Source organism: Pseudomonas sp. Sample_24 (assembly GCF_004307605.1).
GTDB lineage: Bacteria > Pseudomonadota > Gammaproteobacteria > Pseudomonadales > Pseudomonadaceae > Aquipseudomonas.
In genome coordinates this window covers 26,916-45,838 of sequence record NZ_RCNW01000002.1, presented here as the reverse complement: position 1 = coordinate 45,838, position 18,923 = coordinate 26,916, and the positions used below count along the sequence as shown (strand labels likewise).

At 58.7% G+C, this 18,923-nt stretch carries 18 protein-coding genes and 1 pseudogene; 7 read left to right on the top strand and 12 right to left on the bottom strand.

The genetic code is table 11. The features are described from left to right. Positions 1-119: 119 nt before the first annotated feature. On the bottom strand, positions 120-788 hold the full coding sequence (locus D8V06_RS00260; protein WP_130930237.1) for an MOSC domain-containing protein: 669 nt from the start codon (positions 786-788) through the stop codon (positions 120-122). Between the two features lie 115 nt (positions 789-903). Here D8V06_RS00260 and D8V06_RS00255 point away from each other — a divergent pair, with 115 nt between their 5' ends. After that, a complete protein-coding gene (locus D8V06_RS00255; RefSeq protein ID WP_056856614.1) occupies positions 904-1,791 on the top strand; it encodes a LysR family transcriptional regulator in 888 nt (295 codons plus the stop codon). Between the two features lie 202 nt (positions 1,792-1,993). Here the strand turns inward: D8V06_RS00255 and D8V06_RS00250 are convergent, their stop codons facing one another. Genes D8V06_RS00250 through D8V06_RS00235 form a run of 4 tightly spaced genes read right to left on the bottom strand, consistent with a single transcriptional unit; the run spans position 1,994 to position 5,598 of the window. Next, complete coding sequence (locus tag D8V06_RS00250) at positions 1,994-2,998, bottom strand: nitronate monooxygenase (protein ID WP_130907076.1); 1,005 nt, start codon at positions 2,996-2,998, stop codon at positions 1,994-1,996. Positions 2,999-3,001: 3 nt separating this feature from the next. After that, positions 3,002-3,556: a cytochrome b/b6 domain-containing protein gene (locus D8V06_RS00245; RefSeq protein ID WP_130904539.1), complete on the bottom strand. Its 555-nt coding sequence runs from the start codon at positions 3,554-3,556 to the stop codon at positions 3,002-3,004. Between the two features lie 57 nt (positions 3,557-3,613). After that, on the bottom strand, positions 3,614-5,287 hold the full coding sequence (locus tag D8V06_RS00240; RefSeq protein ID WP_130904540.1) for a cation acetate symporter: 1,674 nt from the start codon (positions 5,285-5,287) through the stop codon (positions 3,614-3,616). Further along, positions 5,284-5,598: a DUF485 domain-containing protein gene (locus D8V06_RS00235; protein WP_056856618.1), complete on the bottom strand. Its 315-nt coding sequence runs from the start codon at positions 5,596-5,598 to the stop codon at positions 5,284-5,286. The genes D8V06_RS00240 and D8V06_RS00235 overlap by 4 nt, the downstream gene beginning before the upstream one ends. 260 nt (positions 5,599-5,858) lie before the next feature. On the opposite strand from D8V06_RS00235, the gene D8V06_RS00230 reads away from it, so the two are divergent. Then, positions 5,859-6,740, top strand: coding sequence for a LysR family transcriptional regulator (locus tag D8V06_RS00230; protein WP_130907077.1), 882 nt, complete (start codon positions 5,859-5,861; stop codon positions 6,738-6,740). Here D8V06_RS00230 and D8V06_RS00225 read toward each other — a convergent pair. Both D8V06_RS00225 and D8V06_RS00220 read right to left on the bottom strand, forming a co-directional pair. After that, on the bottom strand, positions 6,724-7,959 hold the full coding sequence (locus tag D8V06_RS00225) for an MFS transporter (RefSeq protein ID WP_177434280.1): 1,236 nt from the start codon (positions 7,957-7,959) through the stop codon (positions 6,724-6,726). The two genes, D8V06_RS00230 and D8V06_RS00225, sit on opposite strands and share 17 nt — an antisense overlap. Next, a complete protein-coding gene (locus tag D8V06_RS00220) occupies positions 7,956-9,176 on the bottom strand; it encodes a YbfB/YjiJ family MFS transporter (RefSeq protein ID WP_130930235.1) in 1,221 nt (406 codons plus the stop codon). Before D8V06_RS00220 ends, D8V06_RS00225 begins: the two co-directional genes overlap by 4 nt. A 226-nt stretch (positions 9,177-9,402) precedes the next feature. On the opposite strand from D8V06_RS00220, the gene D8V06_RS00215 reads away from it, so the two are divergent. After that, a complete protein-coding gene (locus tag D8V06_RS00215; protein ID WP_130930234.1) occupies positions 9,403-10,431 on the top strand; it encodes a D-cysteine desulfhydrase family protein in 1,029 nt (342 codons plus the stop codon). A gap of 77 nt (positions 10,432-10,508) precedes the next feature. On the opposite strand, the gene D8V06_RS00210 is transcribed toward D8V06_RS00215, so the two are convergent. Together D8V06_RS00210 and D8V06_RS00205 are read right to left on the bottom strand one after the other, a co-directional pair. Further along, positions 10,509-10,970: a hypothetical protein gene (locus D8V06_RS00210; RefSeq protein WP_130930233.1), complete on the bottom strand. Its 462-nt coding sequence runs from the start codon at positions 10,968-10,970 to the stop codon at positions 10,509-10,511. A 214-nt stretch (positions 10,971-11,184) separates the two neighbouring features. Further along, positions 11,185-12,141: a threonine dehydratase gene (locus tag D8V06_RS00205; RefSeq protein WP_130930232.1), complete on the bottom strand. Its 957-nt coding sequence runs from the start codon at positions 12,139-12,141 to the stop codon at positions 11,185-11,187. 96 nt (positions 12,142-12,237) lie between these two features. Between D8V06_RS00205 and D8V06_RS00200 the strand changes: the two genes are divergently transcribed. From D8V06_RS00200 to D8V06_RS00190, 3 genes are all read left to right on the top strand, one after another. Next, a complete protein-coding gene (locus D8V06_RS00200; RefSeq protein WP_130930231.1) occupies positions 12,238-13,059 on the top strand; it encodes an AraC family transcriptional regulator in 822 nt (273 codons plus the stop codon). Between the two features lie 323 nt (positions 13,060-13,382). Beyond that, the gene (locus tag D8V06_RS00195) at positions 13,383-14,957 is read left to right on the top strand and encodes a phospholipase D family protein (RefSeq protein WP_130907081.1); all 1,575 of its coding nucleotides are present in this window, start codon (positions 13,383-13,385) and stop codon (positions 14,955-14,957) included. 25 nt (positions 14,958-14,982) lie between these two features. Beyond that, entirely contained in the window at positions 14,983-15,393 is a 411-nt protein-coding gene (locus D8V06_RS00190) for a DUF5329 domain-containing protein (RefSeq protein ID WP_130904548.1), read from the top strand. Positions 15,394-15,714: 321 nt separating this feature from the next. Here the strand turns inward: D8V06_RS00190 and D8V06_RS30540 are convergent, their stop codons facing one another. From D8V06_RS30540 to D8V06_RS00175, 3 genes are all read right to left on the bottom strand, one after another. Next, entirely contained in the window at positions 15,715-16,002 is a 288-nt protein-coding gene (locus D8V06_RS30540; protein WP_241667746.1) for a hypothetical protein, read from the bottom strand. 132 nt (positions 16,003-16,134) lie between these two features. After that, entirely contained in the window at positions 16,135-16,449 is a 315-nt protein-coding gene (locus D8V06_RS00180) for a hypothetical protein (RefSeq protein WP_130904549.1), read from the bottom strand. Positions 16,450-16,770: 321 nt separating this feature from the next. Next, positions 16,771-17,325 (bottom strand): GNAT family N-acetyltransferase, encoded by a 555-nt coding sequence (locus D8V06_RS00175; RefSeq protein WP_130907084.1) that lies wholly within the window; start codon positions 17,323-17,325, stop codon positions 16,771-16,773. Between the two features lie 156 nt (positions 17,326-17,481). Between D8V06_RS00175 and D8V06_RS00170 the strand changes: the two are divergent. Beyond that, positions 17,482-18,913, top strand: a pseudogene (locus D8V06_RS00170) (IS1182 family transposase). Positions 18,914-18,923: the final 10 nt, after the last annotated feature.

The following is an 18,923-nucleotide window of genomic DNA, read 5'->3' as shown; positions in this document are numbered from 1 at the left end:
CAGGCTAGCTCCCACAGTAAACCGCGCACACCCGCAAAATCACATCGACAGGCAGTCCGCCATCGCTGGCAAGCCAGCTCCACTGGAATCGATGACACCCGCAACCATCAGGTCAATCGTCAACCTGAACGTTTGTGCAAATACTTCGCCCGCTCCGACAAACGCCGCTGCCAATCCTCAGCCAGCCCCGGCGCAGCCGCCAACGCCAGCAAATCATCAATCACCGGCCGATGCGACAACTGCACCTGCCAGAACTCATCAATGGAAAACCGCGCCGAGTGCCGCTCAAGCAACTCGATCCGGTCCCCCGCCTCAAACCCACCCGGCTGAATGACCCGGTAATACCACCCAGTGATGCGCTCCCTGGCGACAAACATCGACATGTGCTCAGCATCAAACCGGTGATTGATCTTCCAACAAGGGCTGCGCGGTTGCGACACCTGCAACACCGCGCTGCCGACCTGGAACACATCACCGATGTGCACGCTGACCTCACACAGCCCGAGTGCAGAGAGGTTTTCCCCGAGACTGCCCGCCTTCAACTCAGAGGCACTGCCAGGGAAAGCTTCAGCCAAGCGCGCATAGTGTTGCGCCGCATACTGATGAACGGCTTTTTCCGGACCGCCGTGTACGCGGCTGTCACCATGCTGATCGCCGACAATCCCTTGTCTCTCTACACGCACCGGCCCTTCACGGCGTTGCTTGTAGATGCCGGTTTGCTGGCCTTCGGGCTGCAAGACAGCCAAGCCCCCTGCGAAGACATGATCAATGTTTGAAGTCAGTTTCATCGGCGGACTGCGCTCGTTTCATAACGTTTCGAGCACTTTACTAAGTCGCTGAAATGCTCGTAAAGTGATCATTAAATATGTCCACAATCACTTTATATGATGGGTGGTAACGATCATGGAAATGCGCCAACTGAAGATTTTCTGCGCCGTGGCTGAACTGGGGAGCTTCACCGCCGCGGCTGTGCAGGTGAATACGGTGCAATCCAACGTCACCATGCGCGTCAAAGAGCTGGAAGCGGAGCTCAATCGCGAGCTGTTCATCCGCAAGAAGTCCGGCGTGGTGCTGACCTCGGCGGGCGAAACTTTCCTGGGTTACGCCCGGCGCATTCTGCAACTGACCGAGGAAAGCCGCAGCGCATTGATGGACACCGGCAGCCCGACGGGCTTGCTACGGTTGGGCTCGATGGAGACCACCGCGGCCATCCGCTTGCCGCAAGTGTTGACCAAGTACCGCGAACAGTTTCCCGACGTGCAGTTATCGCTGCTGACGGGCACCACGGTGGAGTTGATCAAGGCGATCGAAGCGCATCGGCTCGATGGCGCGTTTGTCGGCGGCTTTCATCAGAATTCGGCGCTGGCCCAGGAAGAGGTGTTCACCGAAGAACTGGTGCTGGTCAGCAGCAATCAGTTTGAAACCCTGCCCGCCCTCATCGAAAAAATGCCTCAGCAAACCGTGCTGGTGTTTCGCACCGGGTGCTTCTATCGCTCGACGCTGGAGAACTGGTTTTATCAGGTCGGCCTTGTGCCGAACCAGATCATGGAACTGGGTACGCTCGACGGTATCCTGTCGTGCGTCGCCGCGGGAATGGGCGTAACCCTGTTGCCCAAGTCCATCGCAGAAAATTGCAGCGTGCGCCATGCGATCCGCTGCCACACACTGCCAGCGGAATTCGCCAATGTCTCCACGGTGTTCATTCGCCGTAACGACACGATGATCACCTCGGCGATGAGTGCCTTCATCGGCTTGGCACAACAACAGATCGCCCGGCCGGCGGTGGCGTGAATCAAAACCTGTAGGAGCGAGCCTGCTCGCGATAGCGCGGGGTCAGTCAACGGTGATGTTGGATTTGCCATCGTCATCGCCAGCAGGCTGGCTCCCACAGGGGATCTGCGCTGCACACAAATTTTGTGCCTGGCAAAAATCCAGTGTAGGAGCGAGCCTGCTCGCGAAGGCTTTGCGTCAGTCAGCGGTGATGTTGAATCTGCTACTGCCAGCCGAGTGTCCTTCTCGGCTCCTGCAAGAACCGCCCGGTCGCGGCAAGCTCGGCGACCGGTAGCCGCTCCAAACCCCGCGCCAACTCCGCCACACGCTCCGCCGCCGGCACAACGCTGTGGATCTTGCCCACGCCCTGCCCCGCATACAGCGACAGTTTCTCGGCCATCCTTGGCTTGTCGATGGCCCGGGCGCCGCCGCCGATGAAACGCAACAGGTTCCATTTATCCCGATTGGGAATCACTCGATGGGGTGTGCCGTAGGTCCAGCCAAATGAGTAACCGGTACGGTACTCGGTGTCGTCCGTGGTCGCCTCGACGATTTTCTGTTTGTACAGCGGATGGGCATTGGATTCATCGGTGGCGATGAACGCGGTGCCCACCACCACCCCGCTTGCACCCAGCGACATCAGCGCCCGGACGTCGTCACCCTGGGCGATGCCGCCCGCTGCCAGAACCGGCCGGCCTTCGCAAACCGCAAGGATCGAGGTCAACAACGGCATGATGCCGATCGTGCCGCGATTGAGATGCCCGCCACTCTCACTGCCCTGGGCGATGATGATGTCCGCACCCTGGGCAATGGCGATGTTGGCCAGTTCCACCGACCCCGCTTGCACCATCACGATCAGCCCGGCGTCCTTGGCCCGGGGGATCATGTCGGCGGCATACTTCTCGGCATAAAACAGCGACAACAGTTTGGGCTTTTCCTGGAGGATCACCTGGAACTGCGCTTCGAACACATCCGGGCCACCGAATTGCGGCACCAGGTTCACGCCGAAAGGTCGGTCAGTCAGGGCACGGGTTTCCTGTATCCAGCGACGCAAGGTCAGTGGCGGCAGACGCAAGCCGCCAAGGACCCCCATCCCCCCCGCATTGGCCACGGCAGCTACCAGTTGCGGCCCGGAAATGGCCGCCATGCCGCCGAGGAAGATCGGGTACTGAACGCCGCAGAGCCGGGTAATGGCGTTACCGGCAAAATCAAGTCTGTCCTGGTTCATGACTCACAGCTCCACATGTTTGCCCAGCATCCGCTTGAGCGTGTTGTTCTTCAGGAGAAAGTGATTTTTGACCGCGCCGAAAATGTGCAGCGCCAGGCCGGCGAGAAACGCCGAGGCGCCGATGTTGAACAGCACATCGACCACATGCTTGAGTGACTCATTGACCGGCAGGATGCTCGGAATCCACCACCCACCCGGCAATTCCACCACTTCACCGGCTGCGCATCGTGAAGCCCAGACCGCAATCGGCAGCAGCACCATCGCCAGGGCCAGCGACACCGCCACCGAGCGACTGATGATCACTTCGATAGGGTTCGGCGTGCCCACCGGCAGTGGATGGTACGAAGTGATCCGCGCCCAGAATCGATAGATCGAGACGAGAAACAGCACCAGGCCCACCAGGTTTTGCAGCCTGCCGAGTTGCAGTTGCAGGGCTTCGCTGGCGGCGATATTGATCAACAGTTGCAGGCCGAAGATCGCCAGCAGGGAAAACGCCACGACCCAGTGCAAGGCCACGGTGATGGGTGAAAATCTCAAGCCATTGTCTCTAAGTTGCATGGCTGACTCCTTTTGCAGAGGTCGCAAATCAGGAAGGGAAAAGTCGCCGCGACGATCTCAGTGATTGACCGCCTGGGCGGCCCCGAGCCCGGTCTGGGCACGGATCAACTGGTCGTCGAAACGCTCGCGCTCAAGCACTGCACCGTGACTGCGGTCGGTGACGGAGCCCAGCCAGGTGAAGAAGAACGCCACGTTCATCGAGATGATCGCCGGGTAGTCGTAGGGAAAGATCGCTTCGGCATTGCCCAGCACCTTGACCCACACCGCCGGCGAGAGCACGACCAGCCCGACCGCGCTCACCAAACCAGCGACCCCGCCGATCAGCGCACCGCGGGTGGTCAGTCCTTTCCAGTACATAGAGAGCACCAGAATCGGGAAGTTGACCGACGCGGCCACGCCAAACGTCAGCGCCACGAGGAACGCGATGTTCTGGTCCTTGAACAGAATCCCCAGCACCACCGCGACGATACCGATGCCCACCGAAGCGATACGCGACACGCGACGCTCGTCGCTGGCATCGGCTTTGCCCTTGCGGACTACCATCACATACAGGTCATGGGAAATCGCCGATGTGCCCGCCATGGTCAGCCCGGACACCACCGCCAGAATCGTTGCGAACGCCACGGCGGAAATGAAGCCAAGCAACAGATCGCCACCCACGGCTTTGGCCAGGTGCATCACCGGCATGTTGCCGCCGCCGATTAACTTGCCCGCCAGATTGCCGCCTTCGTAAAAGGCCGGATCCTGTCCGACGATGACAATGGCAGCCAACCCAAGCACCGCGACAATCAGGTAGAAAAAGCCAATGAACCCCGTGGCGACGAACACCGATTTGCGCGCCTGCTTGGCGTCGGGCACGGTAAAGAAGCGCATGAGGATGTGCGGCAGTCCGGCCGTGCCGAACACCAATCCCAATGCGAGCGAAATCAACGACAGCGGATCGGCCACCAGTTTGCTCGGCAGCAGAATCCGTTCGCCATCGTGGTGCGCAGCCACGGCTTTTTCGAACAGCAGATCGAAGGAAAAGCCGAATTTGCTGAGCGCCAGAAAGGCCAATAGCGTGCCGCCTACCAGCAACAACCCGGCCTTGATGATCTGCACCCACGTCGTCGCAACCATGCCACCAAACGTCACGTACACCGCCATCAACAGGCCGACGGCAATCACTGCATAGTTGTAAGGCAGGCCGAACAACAGCTGAATCAGCTGCCCTGCCCCCACCATCTGCACCACCAGATAAAAGCACACCACCGTCAGCGAGCCGAAAGCGGTCAGAGTGCGGATGCGGTTTTGGTCGAGACGAAACGAGGCGATGTCGGAAATGGTGATACGCCCCAGATTGCGGATGCGCTCGGCGAACAGAAACAACAACAGTGGCCAGGCGACAAAGAAGCTGATCGAATACAGCACACCGTCGAAGCCGTTGAAGAAGATCATGCTGGTGACCCCCAGCAACGCCGCCGCCGACATGTAGTCACCGGCCAGTGCCAGGCCATTCTGGAAACCGCTGATACCACCGCCGGCGGTGTAGAAATCGTCCATGGATTTGGTCTTGGACGCAGCCCAATAGGTGATGCCCAGGGTCGTCACGACGAAGACCAGGAACATGCTGATCGCCGTGATGTTGATCGGTTGTTTTTCGACGTTCTGGATGACGTCGCCGGCCATGGCGCGCGCGGCGAATACGCACAACAGAACCGGAAGGATGAGGTTCACGAGCAGGCGTTTCATACGATGGCCCCCGCGCGGATTTCTGCGGTCAGGTCATCGAATTCACCGTTGGCACGATGAATATAGAGCCCGGTAAACAACCAGGCCCCGACGATGAACACCGCACCCAAAGGCCAACCGATGCTGATGATGCTGGTGGCGGAAACCTTCGTCGCTAATAGTTGGGGAGCGAAAGCGGCGACGAGGATGAACGTGAAGTACGGGACAAGGGTTGCGGCGGTCAGGCAGGTGACGAACCGTCGCTGCCGTGAGACCAAATCCTTGTACCGGGGGTGGTTGCGAATTCTGGCTGACTCGGTTGCATGATTCACGTTGACTCCGTGTAGCAGTGGTTGCGTTATTGTTGTTCCACAGCCTCAGATTCAGACTCGATCCGCCACTGGCTGCGGTATCTGTGCCCCTTCAACCTATGCCTGGCAGGTGATCATGTAAAATGATCATTAATGATTCCGTTGATCGTTTTTGGTGAATCTAAAGCGTCGTTTCACTTGTCTTCAATGGACCTCGTCTCTAATCTCCTTGTAGCGTTAGCCATAGCAATGGCTATTACTTTTTGAGATAGGTGATGTCGATGGATGTAGCGGATCTCAAGGTGGTGGACGCGGTGGCACGCCACGGCAGCATGAACAAGGCCGCCTCCGAACTGAACACCGTGCAGTCGAATGTTTCTTCGAGGATTCGCTCGCTGGAAGACGAGCTCGGGGTTGCGTTGTTCCAGCGCAGCGCCAAAGGCGTGCAGGTGACGCCCGCCGGCCGCCGCATCCTGCCTTTCGCCGCCCGCTTGTCGAAACTGCTGACCGACGCCTCCAGCGCTGCCCGCGATGACGGCCATCCCAAAGGCGTGATGGAAATCGGCACGCTGGAAACCACCCTCGCGTTACGTTTGCCACAGCTGATCGCCCGGTTCGCCAAGGCCTATCCCGAGGTCCGCCCGGTGGTGCGCACCGGCACCACGTGCAGCCTGATCCAGGACGTCCTCGACTGTAAGCTGGAGGGGGCGTTCGTGGTCGGGCCGGTCAATCACCCGGAACTGCACACTGAAGTCGCCTTTCGCGAAGAACTGGTGCTGATCACTTCACCAACGATGCTGCGCATCGACGATGTCGCCTTGGTCGAGAATCTCAAGACCGTGGTATTTCGCCTTGGCTGCTCCTATCGGCAACGCCTGGACACGCTGCTGACCCAGCTCGGCGTGCTGGCTCCCGAGCCGCTGGAATTCGGCTCGATCGAAGCCATCATTGCCTGCGTTTCCGCCGGCGTCGGCATCACGCTTTTGCCCAGAGGCGTCATCGCCGACGCGGCGCGCGCGGGCCTGGTGGCGGTGCACGAACTGCCCGCGGAACTGGCTCACGTGGAGACAGTGTTCGTGCGCCGCCTCGACGGCTATTTTTCCAGTGCGCTGGCGACCTTTCTGCACAGTGTGCGCGTGGAAGGCGTCACTGCCGCGCTGTAACGACGGGCACCGCAATCAAACGGGTTTTCACCCAGCCGTTGACGGCGGCGCACAACACCAGCAGCGCGGCGGTCAGCAAAAACACCTGGTGCAAGCCAAAATGCGCGCCGATCTGGCCACCGATCAATGGCCCGATCACCTGCCCGGAAAACTGCGCCGATTGCAGGTAACCGAGAATTTTGCCGGTGTTGTGTTCCGCCACCGAATGGCGGATCAGCTTGGCAATGGCCGGCAGCAGCCCGGCAATGCTCATGCCCATGAGCCCGCGTAACACCGCCAGTTGCCACCATTGCGTGACGTACGCTTGAGGGACCATCAGCAGGCCAGTCAGCAGCAAGCAGCCAATGATCACATTCCAGCTACCGACCCGGTCGGCCAGTGCCCCCAGCCTGGCGGCGGTCAAGATACTGCCCAGCGCCGAACAGGCCATCACCACACCAGCAATCCGCGCCTGCTCATCCAGGGCGACGCCAAGGTGACCAATGTAAACGGTGATGATCGGCTCGATCGACATGTTGGCCAGCAACACCATCATTGCGGTCAGCAACAGTGCGCCGATGACAGGCCATCGGGAACGTTCATCCGGTGCCTGATTGTTGTCGACTCGTCGAGCACCATCACGAGCCCGATTGAAGTCCTCGCGGATGAGCGCGATGGTGGTGACCGCCGCCAGCGCAATCATCGCGCCACCGACGAAAAACGTGCCGCGAATGCCTACCCATTGCGGCAGGAATCCGCCCACCAGCGGCCCGATCAAATTACCGGACAACGCCCCTGTCGACAGCACGCCCAAGGCCCAACCGGCTTTTTCCCTCGGCACCTGGGAACCGATCATGACAATAGAGGCCGACGCATAGCCGCCGATCAGCCCGGCGATCAGTCGCAGTACAACCAGATCGGTGACGTCCCGTGCCAGGCCGATCAGCGACATGACGATGGCCATGCCGATGGCCGCTCGCACCAGCATTGGCTTGCGCCCGAAACGATCGGCCAGCCGCCCCCACAGCGGCGCGGTAATCGCCGTGCCAAAGAACGTTGCGCCGAACGCCACGGCGGACCACTGCACCACATCGGCCTGGCTGGTCATGCCCAGTTGTTGCACATAGAGCGGCAGGAACGGCAACAGCATGCTCAGGCTCACCAGCGTGGTGAACGAACCGAACACACAAACGGCAAGATTGCGACGCCAGTAAAGTCGATTGCGCTCGGCATAATTCATTTCACCAGAGGCTCCGCTGTCGGACGCTGGAAAGCCGCCAGCACATCGATGACGAAGGCCAGCAACATGGCCAGCGTGCCGATGAGAAACAGCAGACTGTAATTGCCGCCACTGGAGGAAAACAGGAACGACAGGCCATAAGCGGCGACGGCCTGGAACAGTGCAAATCCGACTGTGGCGGTTTGCCAGGCTGACGTCTGTCGAGCCGGATGATGGGCGAGAATTTCATGCACGCGGCCCAGTACCAACGGCACGGTTCCGGTGACAAAGGCGCCGACGATGACACTGGAAGCCATCAGCCAGACGCTGCCAACTCCGAAAGCCGGAACTGCGACGCAAATGGCTTCGATGATGAACGACACTCGCAATGCGCGACCGAAGCCGACCCGATCCGCCAGCAGCCCGGCCAACAACGGCCCGACGGTCGCGCCGATGCCGAACAGCACCCAGTATTGCGCACCGGTTTGCAAACCCTGGCCCAGGCCGCGAGCGACGAAATCCACCAGGAAAATCATGTGTGGCACCCAACCGGCAGCGTTGAGTGCGTATTCGGCATACAGCGCCTTGAGTGTGCGGTTAGCGGCAAAGTGACGCGGATGTGAGGTGCCGCTGACCGGGGCATCCGCGGTCGGCCATCCCCACCAGGCCAGCACTGTCAGCAACAGGGAGATCAGGCCGAGGCCGAGCCAGGTCTGTTCAAGACCCTGCTGCAACAACAATGGCACCAGCGTCCCCGAAGCCGCGATTCCGACGCCCACGCCCATGAAGATCAGGCCACCGGCCAGGCCTCGGCGGGATGGCGGAACGTGGGCCAGGACCGTTGGCGCGGCGAGGACCATCAAGGCCCCGCCGGCAACGCCCGAAAGAAAACGCCAGGCAAAAAACCAGGCGAAAGACACCGGCCAGGCGCAGGCAAAAAACGCGATGCTTGCCAGTAGCATCATCGCCCGCAGGGTGAATCGGGTTGAGGTTTTCGCCGCCAGTGAGCGGCCGAAAATCGCTCCCGCCAGGTAGCCGGCAAGGTTCGCCGCCCCCAGGTAGGCCGCCCGGGAAGCGTCGAACCAATGCGCCCCGACCAGGGCCGGCAGCAACGGCGTGTAGGCAAATCGCGCCAGGCCGATCCCCACGAGGCTGGCCGAAAAACCGGCCACCGTTCCGCGCCAGACGCTGGCGGGTGGTGACGCGATACCGGTCGTGATTGACTTCACAGTGTTCATCGTCTGGCCCTCTTTCTTCAGTTGGGCCGACTGTACGCGCGCGCAAGATATCTCAATAAACGAATTAAACAGGTATCGGTTATCTTTCCTACAGATAAGGCGGACATACGCTCCGTTAGTTACACCGTGTATCAACAGTAATTCCGCAACCACCCTATATCTTCACCCCCGGGCTTTTTTACAGTGGCCGATGCACTGCGTTCTTTCCCTCCACGAGCGAAACTCCATGCCCCACGACTTGAATCATCTTGATGCCGCGCTGGCTGCCTACCCACGGGTGACTTTGCTCGAAGGCCCGACACCGATCCAGAAACTGACCCGCCTGAGCCAGTTGCCCGAACTCAATGGGTGCAACGTCTACGTCAAACGCGATGACCTCACCGGCCTCGGCGGTGGCGGCAACAAGTTGCGCAAACTGGAGTTTCTACTGGGGCAAGCCCTGGCCGAAAACGCCGATACGCTGGTGACCTGGGGTGGTTTTCAATCCAATCATGCGCGGCTGACCGCCGCGGTCGCCGCACGCCATGGCCTGGCATGCGAACTGATTCTGACGCCGTCAGCCGTGCGCACCGATAACGATTTCTGCCACAACGGCAATGTCTTGCTGGACGATCTGTTTGGCGCGAAAGTACACCGACTGGCGCGGGGCGTGACCGCGGATGCCTACGCCGCCGAGTTGGTGGCAAAGCTCAGGGAATTGGGGAAAAAGCCCTTTGTCATGCCATTGGGCGGGTCCAGTCCCCGGGGCGCCCTGGGTTACGCCGCATGCGCAGCCGAGATCCTGCATCAGGCTGACGCATTGGACCTGCGGTTCGAACGGATCATCGTGCCCAATGGCAGTGCCGGAACCCACTCGGGCTTGCTGGCTGGCATGACGCTCGCCCGCTCGGCAACGCAGATTACCGGTTACTCGGTATTGGCAGACGAACAACAAGCGCTGGCCACGACGCTTGAAAAAACCCGGCAGACCTTGCACCTGCTCGATCCCGCCGCCGCGCTGGTTGAAAGCGCCATCAACGTCGACGGCAGCCACCGTGGCGACGCCTACGGCGCACCCACCGAAGCGATGCTTGAAGCTGTGCGCCTGCTGGCGTCCAAAGAAGGCTTGCTCACCGATCCCGTTTACGGCGGTAAGGCGTTCGCCGGACTGCTGGCCGCTATTCGCCGAGGTGAATTCCCGCAGGGCAGTAACCTGTTGTTTGTCATGACTGGCGGCTTGCCCGGGCTGTTTGCCTATCGAAGCGCGTTCGTCTGACTTGGCACTTCACCAGACATAAAAAAACCTCCCCGGGCACAAACCCGGGGAGGTTTTTTTACAGCTGTGTCGAGTGATCAGCCTTGGGCCTTGCTCATCTTGGTGAACAGTTCGGTCGGTACTTTCTTGCCGTTGGAGGTGTATTGATTGGTGCGGAACTTGTAGACCTCGCCTTCGGAGAGGAAACCGTCGTTGTTGGTGTCCATCGCCTTGAATTCTTCACCACCTTGCGGGGCTACGGTCAGCAGTTCCTTGAGCGAAACGCGGCCATCGTGATCGGTGTCGGTACGGGCGAACGAAGCGTCGCCGCATTTGCCTTCACCGCACTTGCCTTCGCCAGCCTTGGTCGCTTTCGCGCCGGCTTCGTCGGCACCGCATTTGCCTTCACCACATTTGCCTTCACTGGTTTTTTCCGCCGAGGCCAGCTGATAGCCCTGAGGCAGAGCGTCTGCAGCGAATGCGGTCGATGCCAGGTTCATGCTGCCGGCCAGTGCAACAGCGATCAGGCCAATACGGGATTTGTTCGACATACGGGACATGGTGATTCTCCGGATACTGTGTGCGGCCAGGCCGCTAAGGTCATTGCCACTAAGGGCGATAAGCCGTGGTGCGAGGCGCATCTGCTTTCTCGCTAAGGCAGGGCTATTTGACTGCAACCGTGTATCCAGGATGTATCGGCTTGCAGGGCATTTGTAAGCCAGTCTCCGAACAAGGGCTGCGGATACACAGCGATACACTTGCCCAGGCACTGCTTTACCCAATCACGTTCGCAAACACCGATTGGTCGACGTTGGCGCCGGACAGAATCACGCCAACCCGTTTTCCCTGCATCGCTTCACGCTCCTGCATGAGCGCCGCCAGGGCCGCTGCGCCCGCCCCTTCGGCGAGGTTGTGGGTGTCGGTGTAATACACCCGCATGGCCTCGGCAATCTGCTGATCATTGACCGATACGATTCGCGCCGCACCGTGGGCGTACACAGCAAAGGCTTCAGCAATGGGTTTGCGCACCGCCAGGCCGTCGGCAAAGGTATCGGCCGAGGCGGTTTCGCATAGTGCTCCCGTGTCGAACGATAACTTCGCGGCGGCAGCTTCGCTGGACACCACGCCCACCACTTCAGTCTTCAAACCCAGCGCATCACGGGCGGCGATCACTGCGCAAATCCCCGAACCACAGCCGATCGGCACGTAGACGCTATCCAGGTCCGGCGCAGCCTTGAACAGCTCCAGCGCATAGGTGGCCACGCCTTTGACCAGCTCAGGATGGAACGGCGGCACCAGGTACAGGCCTTGGGCTTGCGCCAGGCGTGCAGCCTCTTCACGGGCTTCATCGAAATCGCGGCCATACTCCACCACTTCGCCGCCGAAGCCGCGCATGGCGTTGTTCTTTTCCAGGGAATTGCCTTGCGGCACGACGATCAAGGCGCGCAATCCCACCGCACCTGCCGCCAGTGCCAGGCTTTGTCCATGATTGCCTCGGGTGGCGCTGACGATGCCCTGCACATCGGGATGCTCGCGTTTAAGCCAATGCATGAAGGTAATGCCACCGCGCACCTTGAACGCACCGGTCGGCGTGTGGTTTTCATGCTTGACCCACACCGTGCAACCCAACCGTTGCGCCAGCAAGGGCCAAGGGTATTGGGCAGTGGCAGGCATGACCTGATAAACACGTTGGGCCGCTTGTTCGATGTCGTCGCGAGTCAGTCTGTGCATGAGTTGCTCCCCTGAGGTTTTGCCCAGTGTAGATACGCCGCCCTCTACCGGCTTTCAGAAAACTGACCTGACTTTTCTACCCGCGGTTGATTTAGTATGGTTTTCATGAGCCATCGAAACCGCCAACCGTCACCCCCACCGCCTGAACCGGTCCGCCGTGTCGAAGTCGGGCCGTGGCTGATCGAATTGCTCCCCGGCTGCGCCTACGCGACCCGCTATGTCGCGCCTCAATCGGCGATTGGCTTTGCCTACGACAGCCAGCGAGGCGTGCACGCAATCGGCAGCGACCGGGTACTGCCCTTCAATGCCGTGCCTAACGGCCTGGCGTTTGTACCTGCCGGGTGTGACGTTTTATCCGAATCCCCAAGGGGCGGCGAGTACCTGCGAGTGCTGCGCACTGACGGTATCGCGCTGGCGGGCGACCGTGCCTTCAACAACCGCATCGACCCGCAAGCCACGAACCTCGCCCTGCGACTGCGCAGCGCCTTGTTGCGGGCATCCGTGGAGGATGACTGGGAGGCCTGGGCGCTCGCCTTGGCGCAAAGGACGACGGCTAACACCGCATGCGCAACCCCGAGCGCTGACGCGATAACCGGCAATCGCCTGCGTTTGCTCGATGAGTTCATTGACGCTGGCCTCGATGGCCCGCTGGGAGTTCAGGCAATGGCGCAATTGCTGGGCTTGTCCGAAGGCTACTTCATGCGGGCATTCAAACGTGCCACCGGCAAGAGCCCGCACAGTTACCTGATCGACCGACGTCTCGCCAAAGCCCGCGCCCTGATGCGCGACTCGACCGCCACGCTGACGGAAATCGCCTACCGTTGCGGTTTCAACTCCCAGGCGCACATGGCGACCCTGTTCAGGCAACGCCTGGGTGTGAGTCCGGCGCAGTTGCGCAGAAACTCGCAATTTAGTTAGCACCTGATTCTCTCGCGGTTCACCAGCTCTCCCTGACTAAACCTGCGCGCTGGACACCTGTGTCTGCGCTGCCATGAAAATGCGTCGCTGTGTCATTTTCATAAGCTTTGGCAGTTGATTTTTTTCTTGTCGATTGCTGGCGACACCCTCTTTTGCGCGTCATGCAAACACCGCAATTGCCACCGGGATGAACTACTCTCCAAAAACAAATCCGCAGATCGAAGAAACAGTGCGCAAGGTCGAAACCACCGCAGTGCTGGTGGAACCAACAGGCCATTCTTCGGGACCCGGCATCCCTGATCGCATTACTCGGAGTACGCTCCGTGGGAATCAAACAGCCCCTGCTTGCTCTGCTGTTGCTCACCTTGCTGTTTGGTGGCTGTACGACCCCCAACGCCCCTCACATACCCAGTCAAGCCTTGCCTGCAAGCGACTCGCCATTCGGGCGGTCTATCCAGGCCCAGGCAGCCCCGCATCAAGGCCAGTCGGGCTTTCGCTTGCTATCCGATAGCGCTGAAGCGTTCAACGCCCGCGCCGAACTGATTCGCAACGCTCAACGCAGCCTCGACTTGCAGTACTACATCGTTCACGACGGTATCAGTACGCGGATACTGGTGAGCGAACTGCTCGACGCCGCCGACCGCGGAGTCCGCGTGCGGATACTGCTCGATGACACCACCAGCGATGACCTGGACCGAATTATCGCGTCGCTGGCTGCGCACCCCAAGATTCAGATCCGGGTATTCAATCCGCTGCACCTGGGCCGCAGCACCGTCGTGACGCGAACAATGGGCCGGCTGTTCAACCTGTCGCAACAACACCGGCGCATGCACAACAAATTGTGGGTGGTGGACAACAGCGTGGCCATCGTCGGGGGGCGCAACCTGGGGGACGAGTATTTCGATGCCGAACCCAACAAGAATTTCACCGACATCGACATGCTCAGTGTCGGACCGGTTGCAGAACAACTGGGACATAGTTTTGACCAGTACTGGAACAGTGCCCTGAGCAAGCCGATCGAGCAGTTCCTCTGGACCATGCCGACAACCAAGGACCTGAAGAATACGCGGACCCGGCTGGACGAATCCCTGGAAGAAACGCGCATCCAGAATCACGCGCTCTACCAACAATTGATGAGCTACACCACTCATCCTCGCCTGCATGTCTGGCGCGGGGAACTGATCTGGGCCTGGAACATTGCGATGTGGGATGCACCGAGTAAGGTCTTGTCGGAAGGCGAACCACCCCCGTACTTGCTTTTGACTACTCAGTTGGCACCCGAGCTGAACGGGGTCACCAAGGAACTGATCATGGTTTCAGCCTACATGGTGCCTGGCCAACCCGGCGTGGTGTACTTGACCAGTCGTGCCGACGCCGGCGTGTCGATCAGCTTGCTGACCAACTCACTGGAAGCCACCGATGTACCCGCTGCACACGGTGGTTACGCGCCTTATCGCAAAACCTTGCTCAAGCATGGTGTGCAGTTGTTCGAATTGCGCCGCCAGTCCGGCGACAATGGCAACAGCGACAGCGGACCGCGCCTGTTCCACAGCGGATCCTCCAATAGTTCCGACTCCAGCCTGCATACCAAGGCGATGATTTTCGACCAGCAGAAAGCGTTCATCGGCTCGTTCAATTTTGACTCGCGCTCAATACTGTGGAACACCGAAGTCGGGGTGTTGGTGGATAATCCGCAACTTGCCGGACGGGTGCGCGAACTGGCCCTGGAAGGTATGTCACCTCCCCTCAGCTATCATGTCCTGCTGGAAAAGAACCAGTTGGTCTGGGTTACCGAGGACAACGGCAAACCGCATACATTGACCACGGAGCCAGGGAGTTGGTGGCGACGCTTCAATTCGTGGCTGAGCAGCACGATTGGGCTGGAGAAGATGTTATAGCCAACGTTGAGCACTGGAGTTAATCATGCAGATGTGGATGAGGCGCACGGCTCTGCTGATCAGCCGCTTGATAATGGCCGCGGGTATCAGCCTTTTCGCCATCGTCACTGAAGGGCAAGTTCTGCGCACACCTCAAGTCAATCAAGAGATAAAAGGCTTGCTGGACTTTGTCGAACACAGTGAGTGTCAGTTTGTGCGCAATGGAAACCAATACCCAGGTTCCCGGGCTCGGGCGCATCTGCAGAAGAAGCTGGATTATCTCGAAGACAAGAACAAGGTGCACAGCGCAGAAGACTTCATCGAGCTTGCTGCCACTAAAAGCAGTATGAGTGGCCGCGCCTATGAGGTGCGATGTTCAGAAGTCGTGGAACCGGCCAGCACCTGGTTGAAGAGAGAGCTGCAGAGGCAACGGCAACTCAAGAAGGGCAGCAACTGATTTTCTCACGGTGCTACATCTCTTATCCTGCTTCAAAGAGGCGCTTGACCGTCCGCTTTTGGCCCAGGCTGTGTAAAAACGTAAGTTCTGGAAGTTTTAGGGGTGTTTGACCCCTTAACTAATAGGCGATCGTGGCGTATACGCGATTACAGGAGGTCGATTTTTTCTCGGGTCGATCTCAGTGCACGTTTTTACACAGCCTGGGCCGATTGCTGCATGTCGCAAAGGGCAACAACCGACCCAATGCTGTCTGTCGCGACCGCAGGCGATTGCGGCCAGAAGCGAAGAACTGCCCGAACTTGTATTAATTTCTTAGCCAATTCAGCCAGAGCGTTTCAGGGACTTCGGATCGAATGACACATTCGCCATACTTTGAGCATCAGGTACTGGCTGCCATTCAGCAGTGGTGGAGTCGATTTCGCGCAGAGTCCATTGCTGGGGACCGGACCAGGACAGTTCTATGTAGGGGCCTTCAAGTACTTCGTTCGCTATTAACATGTCGACTTCGTCGGCAGGTCCCGGGAGCATGCCTCCGACAGCAATGGGCACGCGCTGACGCAAAAGGATGTTGAGCATGCACAACAGCTCGGCATGTGATGTGTAATGCACTCTGTGCTCCCCGACTTCCGTGTAGGCAAACACCAGATTGCCCGTTACTGAGTCTACGGAGCTGATCAAAGTGAGATGCGCCGGTGGCCGGCCTGACCCCTTTGAATAACGTAGTTTGATAACCGCGCCCCTCTATGTATTTCGCTTTATGAAATCGGAGAGCTTCGCGGCTTCATTGCGTAATTCATCGAATTTTTCGTTTAGCTCAACATGGCCCGGCTTCCAGCAAAGGACGCCATTGTCATGGCTTTGACCAAGAATGAGATCATTGAATGAGCCCATTCCGCCATAGGCTGACTGTAGGTACTCAATTCCGGAGTAATCAGAATCCATTAAGCGTGCTCTTGCCTTACGCATCCACAGGCTCCAGTGAGTATCTCCATCGCTCTCAAGCATTGCTGCAAGCTGATCAAGAACGCAGATCAGTTCTTCGGTTTTCGGTCCCATTTCTTAACATCCTTCAAGTGAAACACGGTATGGGAAGTGAGTCCCGCTGCCGAGTGTTTCTTGTCAGTCTCGCTGCATAAGCTACTGTTTCGCCATCAGGTTGTCCAAGGGCCGCTTTTGGCCCAGAGTGTGTAAAAACGCCGACCAAAAATCGAAGTGCGCGCTCCTATGTCAATCTAGAAAAGCGCGTGGGGTCAACAGACCTGAAATTTACATAGGCTCGCAATTTTTTGGTCGTTTTTAACCAGTCGAGCCCCCGTGAGAGTTTTTACACAGTCTGGGCCCATAGGGGCCTGTAGCTCGCATTGACAGAAAACCAGGTCAAGATTCAGTCCTTGCGGCGAGCCACTCGCTTCGCGTCATCTCCCATACTTCAACCTGCATGGCCCCGGAGACAAAACGTCCTTCCCGTGTCTCGATCATGCGCATGCCTTCATGTTGGGACACCTTGCGCGAAGCGTGGTTGGCGACGGCCTTGGGCACCTGCATGACCGGGCGCAATAATGTTTCGAACCAGTAGGCGTTGATGACCTTGCAGGCTTCGCGCATGTAGCCGTTCCCCTGATACTGCGGGGCGAGCCAGAAGCCTCTGTGGTTGCCAGGCTGGTCATACAGGCTGATGCTACCGATGCTGCGCTCAGGTTGAGCGAGCGTGCGAATCATCCAGTGCCACTCTCGTCCCGCGGCCATGGCGGGTAGAGCCATATCGCGCACGTAAATCAGCCCGCCATCCTGCGGATATGGCCATGGGACGCGGCTGTCCAGATATCGGACGACCTCCCATTGGGGGAACAACTGCTGCACCGCCGCCGCATCAGTCAGTTGAAGCGGCGTGAGGATCAGGCGGCTGGTGTAAAGTGTGGGGGGGCAATCCATGGCATGAAATCCTTCGCGAGCACTGTGGCGGGTGTGATCGGTACTTTCTCAGACCATTAGCTGGAGTGTCGAGTGTCCGCTTCTGGCCCAGAGTGTGAAAAACGCCTTCGTGAACCCTTGCTATGATTTCTGAGGATTTCATCGCAGGGATCGCCCATGAAGCGCTTTATCCAAGGTGAACATCGAGGCCAAGGCACCTTACTTCCCCGAGAGCCTCGACGACTACGTCAGAGATACCAATCCGGTGCGTGTAGTCGACGTCTTTGTCGACGAACTTGACCTAGCCAAGCTGGGTTTTGAAGGTGTCATTCCAGCCGATACTGGTCGGCCTGCTTACCACCCTGAGATCCTGCTGAAAATCTACATTTACGGCTACCTCAACCGCATTCAATCAAGCCGGCGCCTGGAACGAGAAGCCCAGCGCAACATCGAATTGATGTGGCTAACTGGTCGCTTGATGCCCGACTTCAAAACCATCGCCAATTTCCGCAAAGACAATGGCAAGGCAATCCGGGGAGTCTGCCGTCAATTTGTGGTGCTGTGCCAGCAACTGGGATTGTTCTCGGAAGCGCTCGTTGCCATCGACGGCAGCAAGTTCAAGGCGGTCAACAATCGGGATCGGAACTTCACCAGCGCCAAGCTTAAGCGGCGAATGGAGGAAATTGAGTCCAGTATCAATCGCTATCTGACAGCACTCGATACCGCAGACCGTCGCGAGCCTTCCGTTGCCCAGGTCAAAGCCGAACGGCTCCATGACAAGATCGCGGCCTTAAAAGCCAAGATGCAGGAGCTCAAGGAAATCGAGGTACAGCTAAACCAAACACCGGATAAACAGATCTCGCTAACCGATCCTGATGCTCGATCAATGAAAACGCGCGGAACCGGAATGGTCGGCTACAACGTTCAAACGGCGGTCGATGCGAAGCACCACCTGATCGTGGCGCACGAAGTAACGAATGATGGTGTTGATCGAGACCAACTGAGTTCTATGGCCATGCATGCCCGAGCGGCCATGGGTGTCGAAGAACTGTCGGCAGTCGCAGACAGAGGGTATTTCAAGGGTGAAGAAATTCTCGCGTGCCATGAGGCTGGAGTCACCGTTTTCGTACCCAAGACGGTGACCTCGGGAGCGACAGCGGCTGGCCGTTTCGGCAAAGATGATTTCATCTATGACGCATCAATGAACGAGTATCGATGCCCTGCTGGGCAAAGCTTGATCTGGCGTTTTTCACACGTTGAGAAAGGGCTGAAGTTCCATCGTTACTGGAGCTCACACTGTAAGAGTTGCACGTTGAAGCAGCAGTGCACGCCCAGTTCTGAGCGGCGAGTTAGCCGCTGGGAGCATGAATCAGTACTCGAGGCGATGCAAAGTCGCCTTGATCAAGCGCCAGAAATGATGCGCATCCGGCGCCAAACGGTTGAGCAAACCTTCGGCACATTGAAGTCCTGGATGGGCGCCACGCATTTCCTTATCAGAACCCTAGGCCGAGTGAGTACCGAGATGAGCCTGCATGTGCTCGCCTATAACCTCAAACGCGTGTTGCGGCTGTTGGGCAGCGATGCCTTGATGGCGGCGATGAAGGCCTGAGGCCTTTTTA

What these genes read in the sequence shown, in the direction of transcription:
- D8V06_RS00260 (WP_130930237.1), bottom strand. Translation starts at nt 788, where the DNA reads ATGAAACTGACTTCAAACATTGATCATGTCTTCGCAGGGGGCTTGGCT.
- D8V06_RS00255 (WP_056856614.1), top strand. Translation starts at nt 904, where the DNA reads ATGGAAATGCGCCAACTGAAGATTTTCTGCGCCGTGGCTGAACTGGGG.
- D8V06_RS00250 (WP_130907076.1), bottom strand. Translation starts at nt 2,998, where the DNA reads ATGAACCAGGACAGACTTGATTTTGCCGGTAACGCCATTACCCGGCTC.
- D8V06_RS00245 (WP_130904539.1), bottom strand. Translation starts at nt 3,556, where the DNA reads ATGCAACTTAGAGACAATGGCTTGAGATTTTCACCCATCACCGTGGCC.
- D8V06_RS00240 (WP_130904540.1), bottom strand. Translation starts at nt 5,287, where the DNA reads ATGAAACGCCTGCTCGTGAACCTCATCCTTCCGGTTCTGTTGTGCGTA.
- D8V06_RS00230 (WP_130907077.1), top strand. Translation starts at nt 5,859, where the DNA reads ATGGATGTAGCGGATCTCAAGGTGGTGGACGCGGTGGCACGCCACGGC.
- D8V06_RS00225 (WP_177434280.1), bottom strand. Translation starts at nt 7,959, where the DNA reads ATGAATTATGCCGAGCGCAATCGACTTTACTGGCGTCGCAATCTTGCC.
- D8V06_RS00220 (WP_130930235.1), bottom strand. Translation starts at nt 9,176, where the DNA reads ATGAACACTGTGAAGTCAATCACGACCGGTATCGCGTCACCACCCGCC.
- D8V06_RS00215 (WP_130930234.1), top strand. Translation starts at nt 9,403, where the DNA reads ATGCCCCACGACTTGAATCATCTTGATGCCGCGCTGGCTGCCTACCCA.
- D8V06_RS00210 (WP_130930233.1), bottom strand. Translation starts at nt 10,970, where the DNA reads ATGTCCCGTATGTCGAACAAATCCCGTATTGGCCTGATCGCTGTTGCA.
- D8V06_RS00205 (WP_130930232.1), bottom strand. Translation starts at nt 12,141, where the DNA reads ATGCACAGACTGACTCGCGACGACATCGAACAAGCGGCCCAACGTGTT.
- D8V06_RS00200 (WP_130930231.1), top strand. Translation starts at nt 12,238, where the DNA reads ATGGTTTTCATGAGCCATCGAAACCGCCAACCGTCACCCCCACCGCCT.
- D8V06_RS00190 (WP_130904548.1), top strand. Translation starts at nt 14,983, where the DNA reads ATGCAGATGTGGATGAGGCGCACGGCTCTGCTGATCAGCCGCTTGATA.
- D8V06_RS00180 (WP_130904549.1), bottom strand. Translation starts at nt 16,449, where the DNA reads ATGGGACCGAAAACCGAAGAACTGATCTGCGTTCTTGATCAGCTTGCA.
- D8V06_RS00175 (WP_130907084.1), bottom strand. Translation starts at nt 17,325, where the DNA reads ATGGATTGCCCCCCCACACTTTACACCAGCCGCCTGATCCTCACGCCG.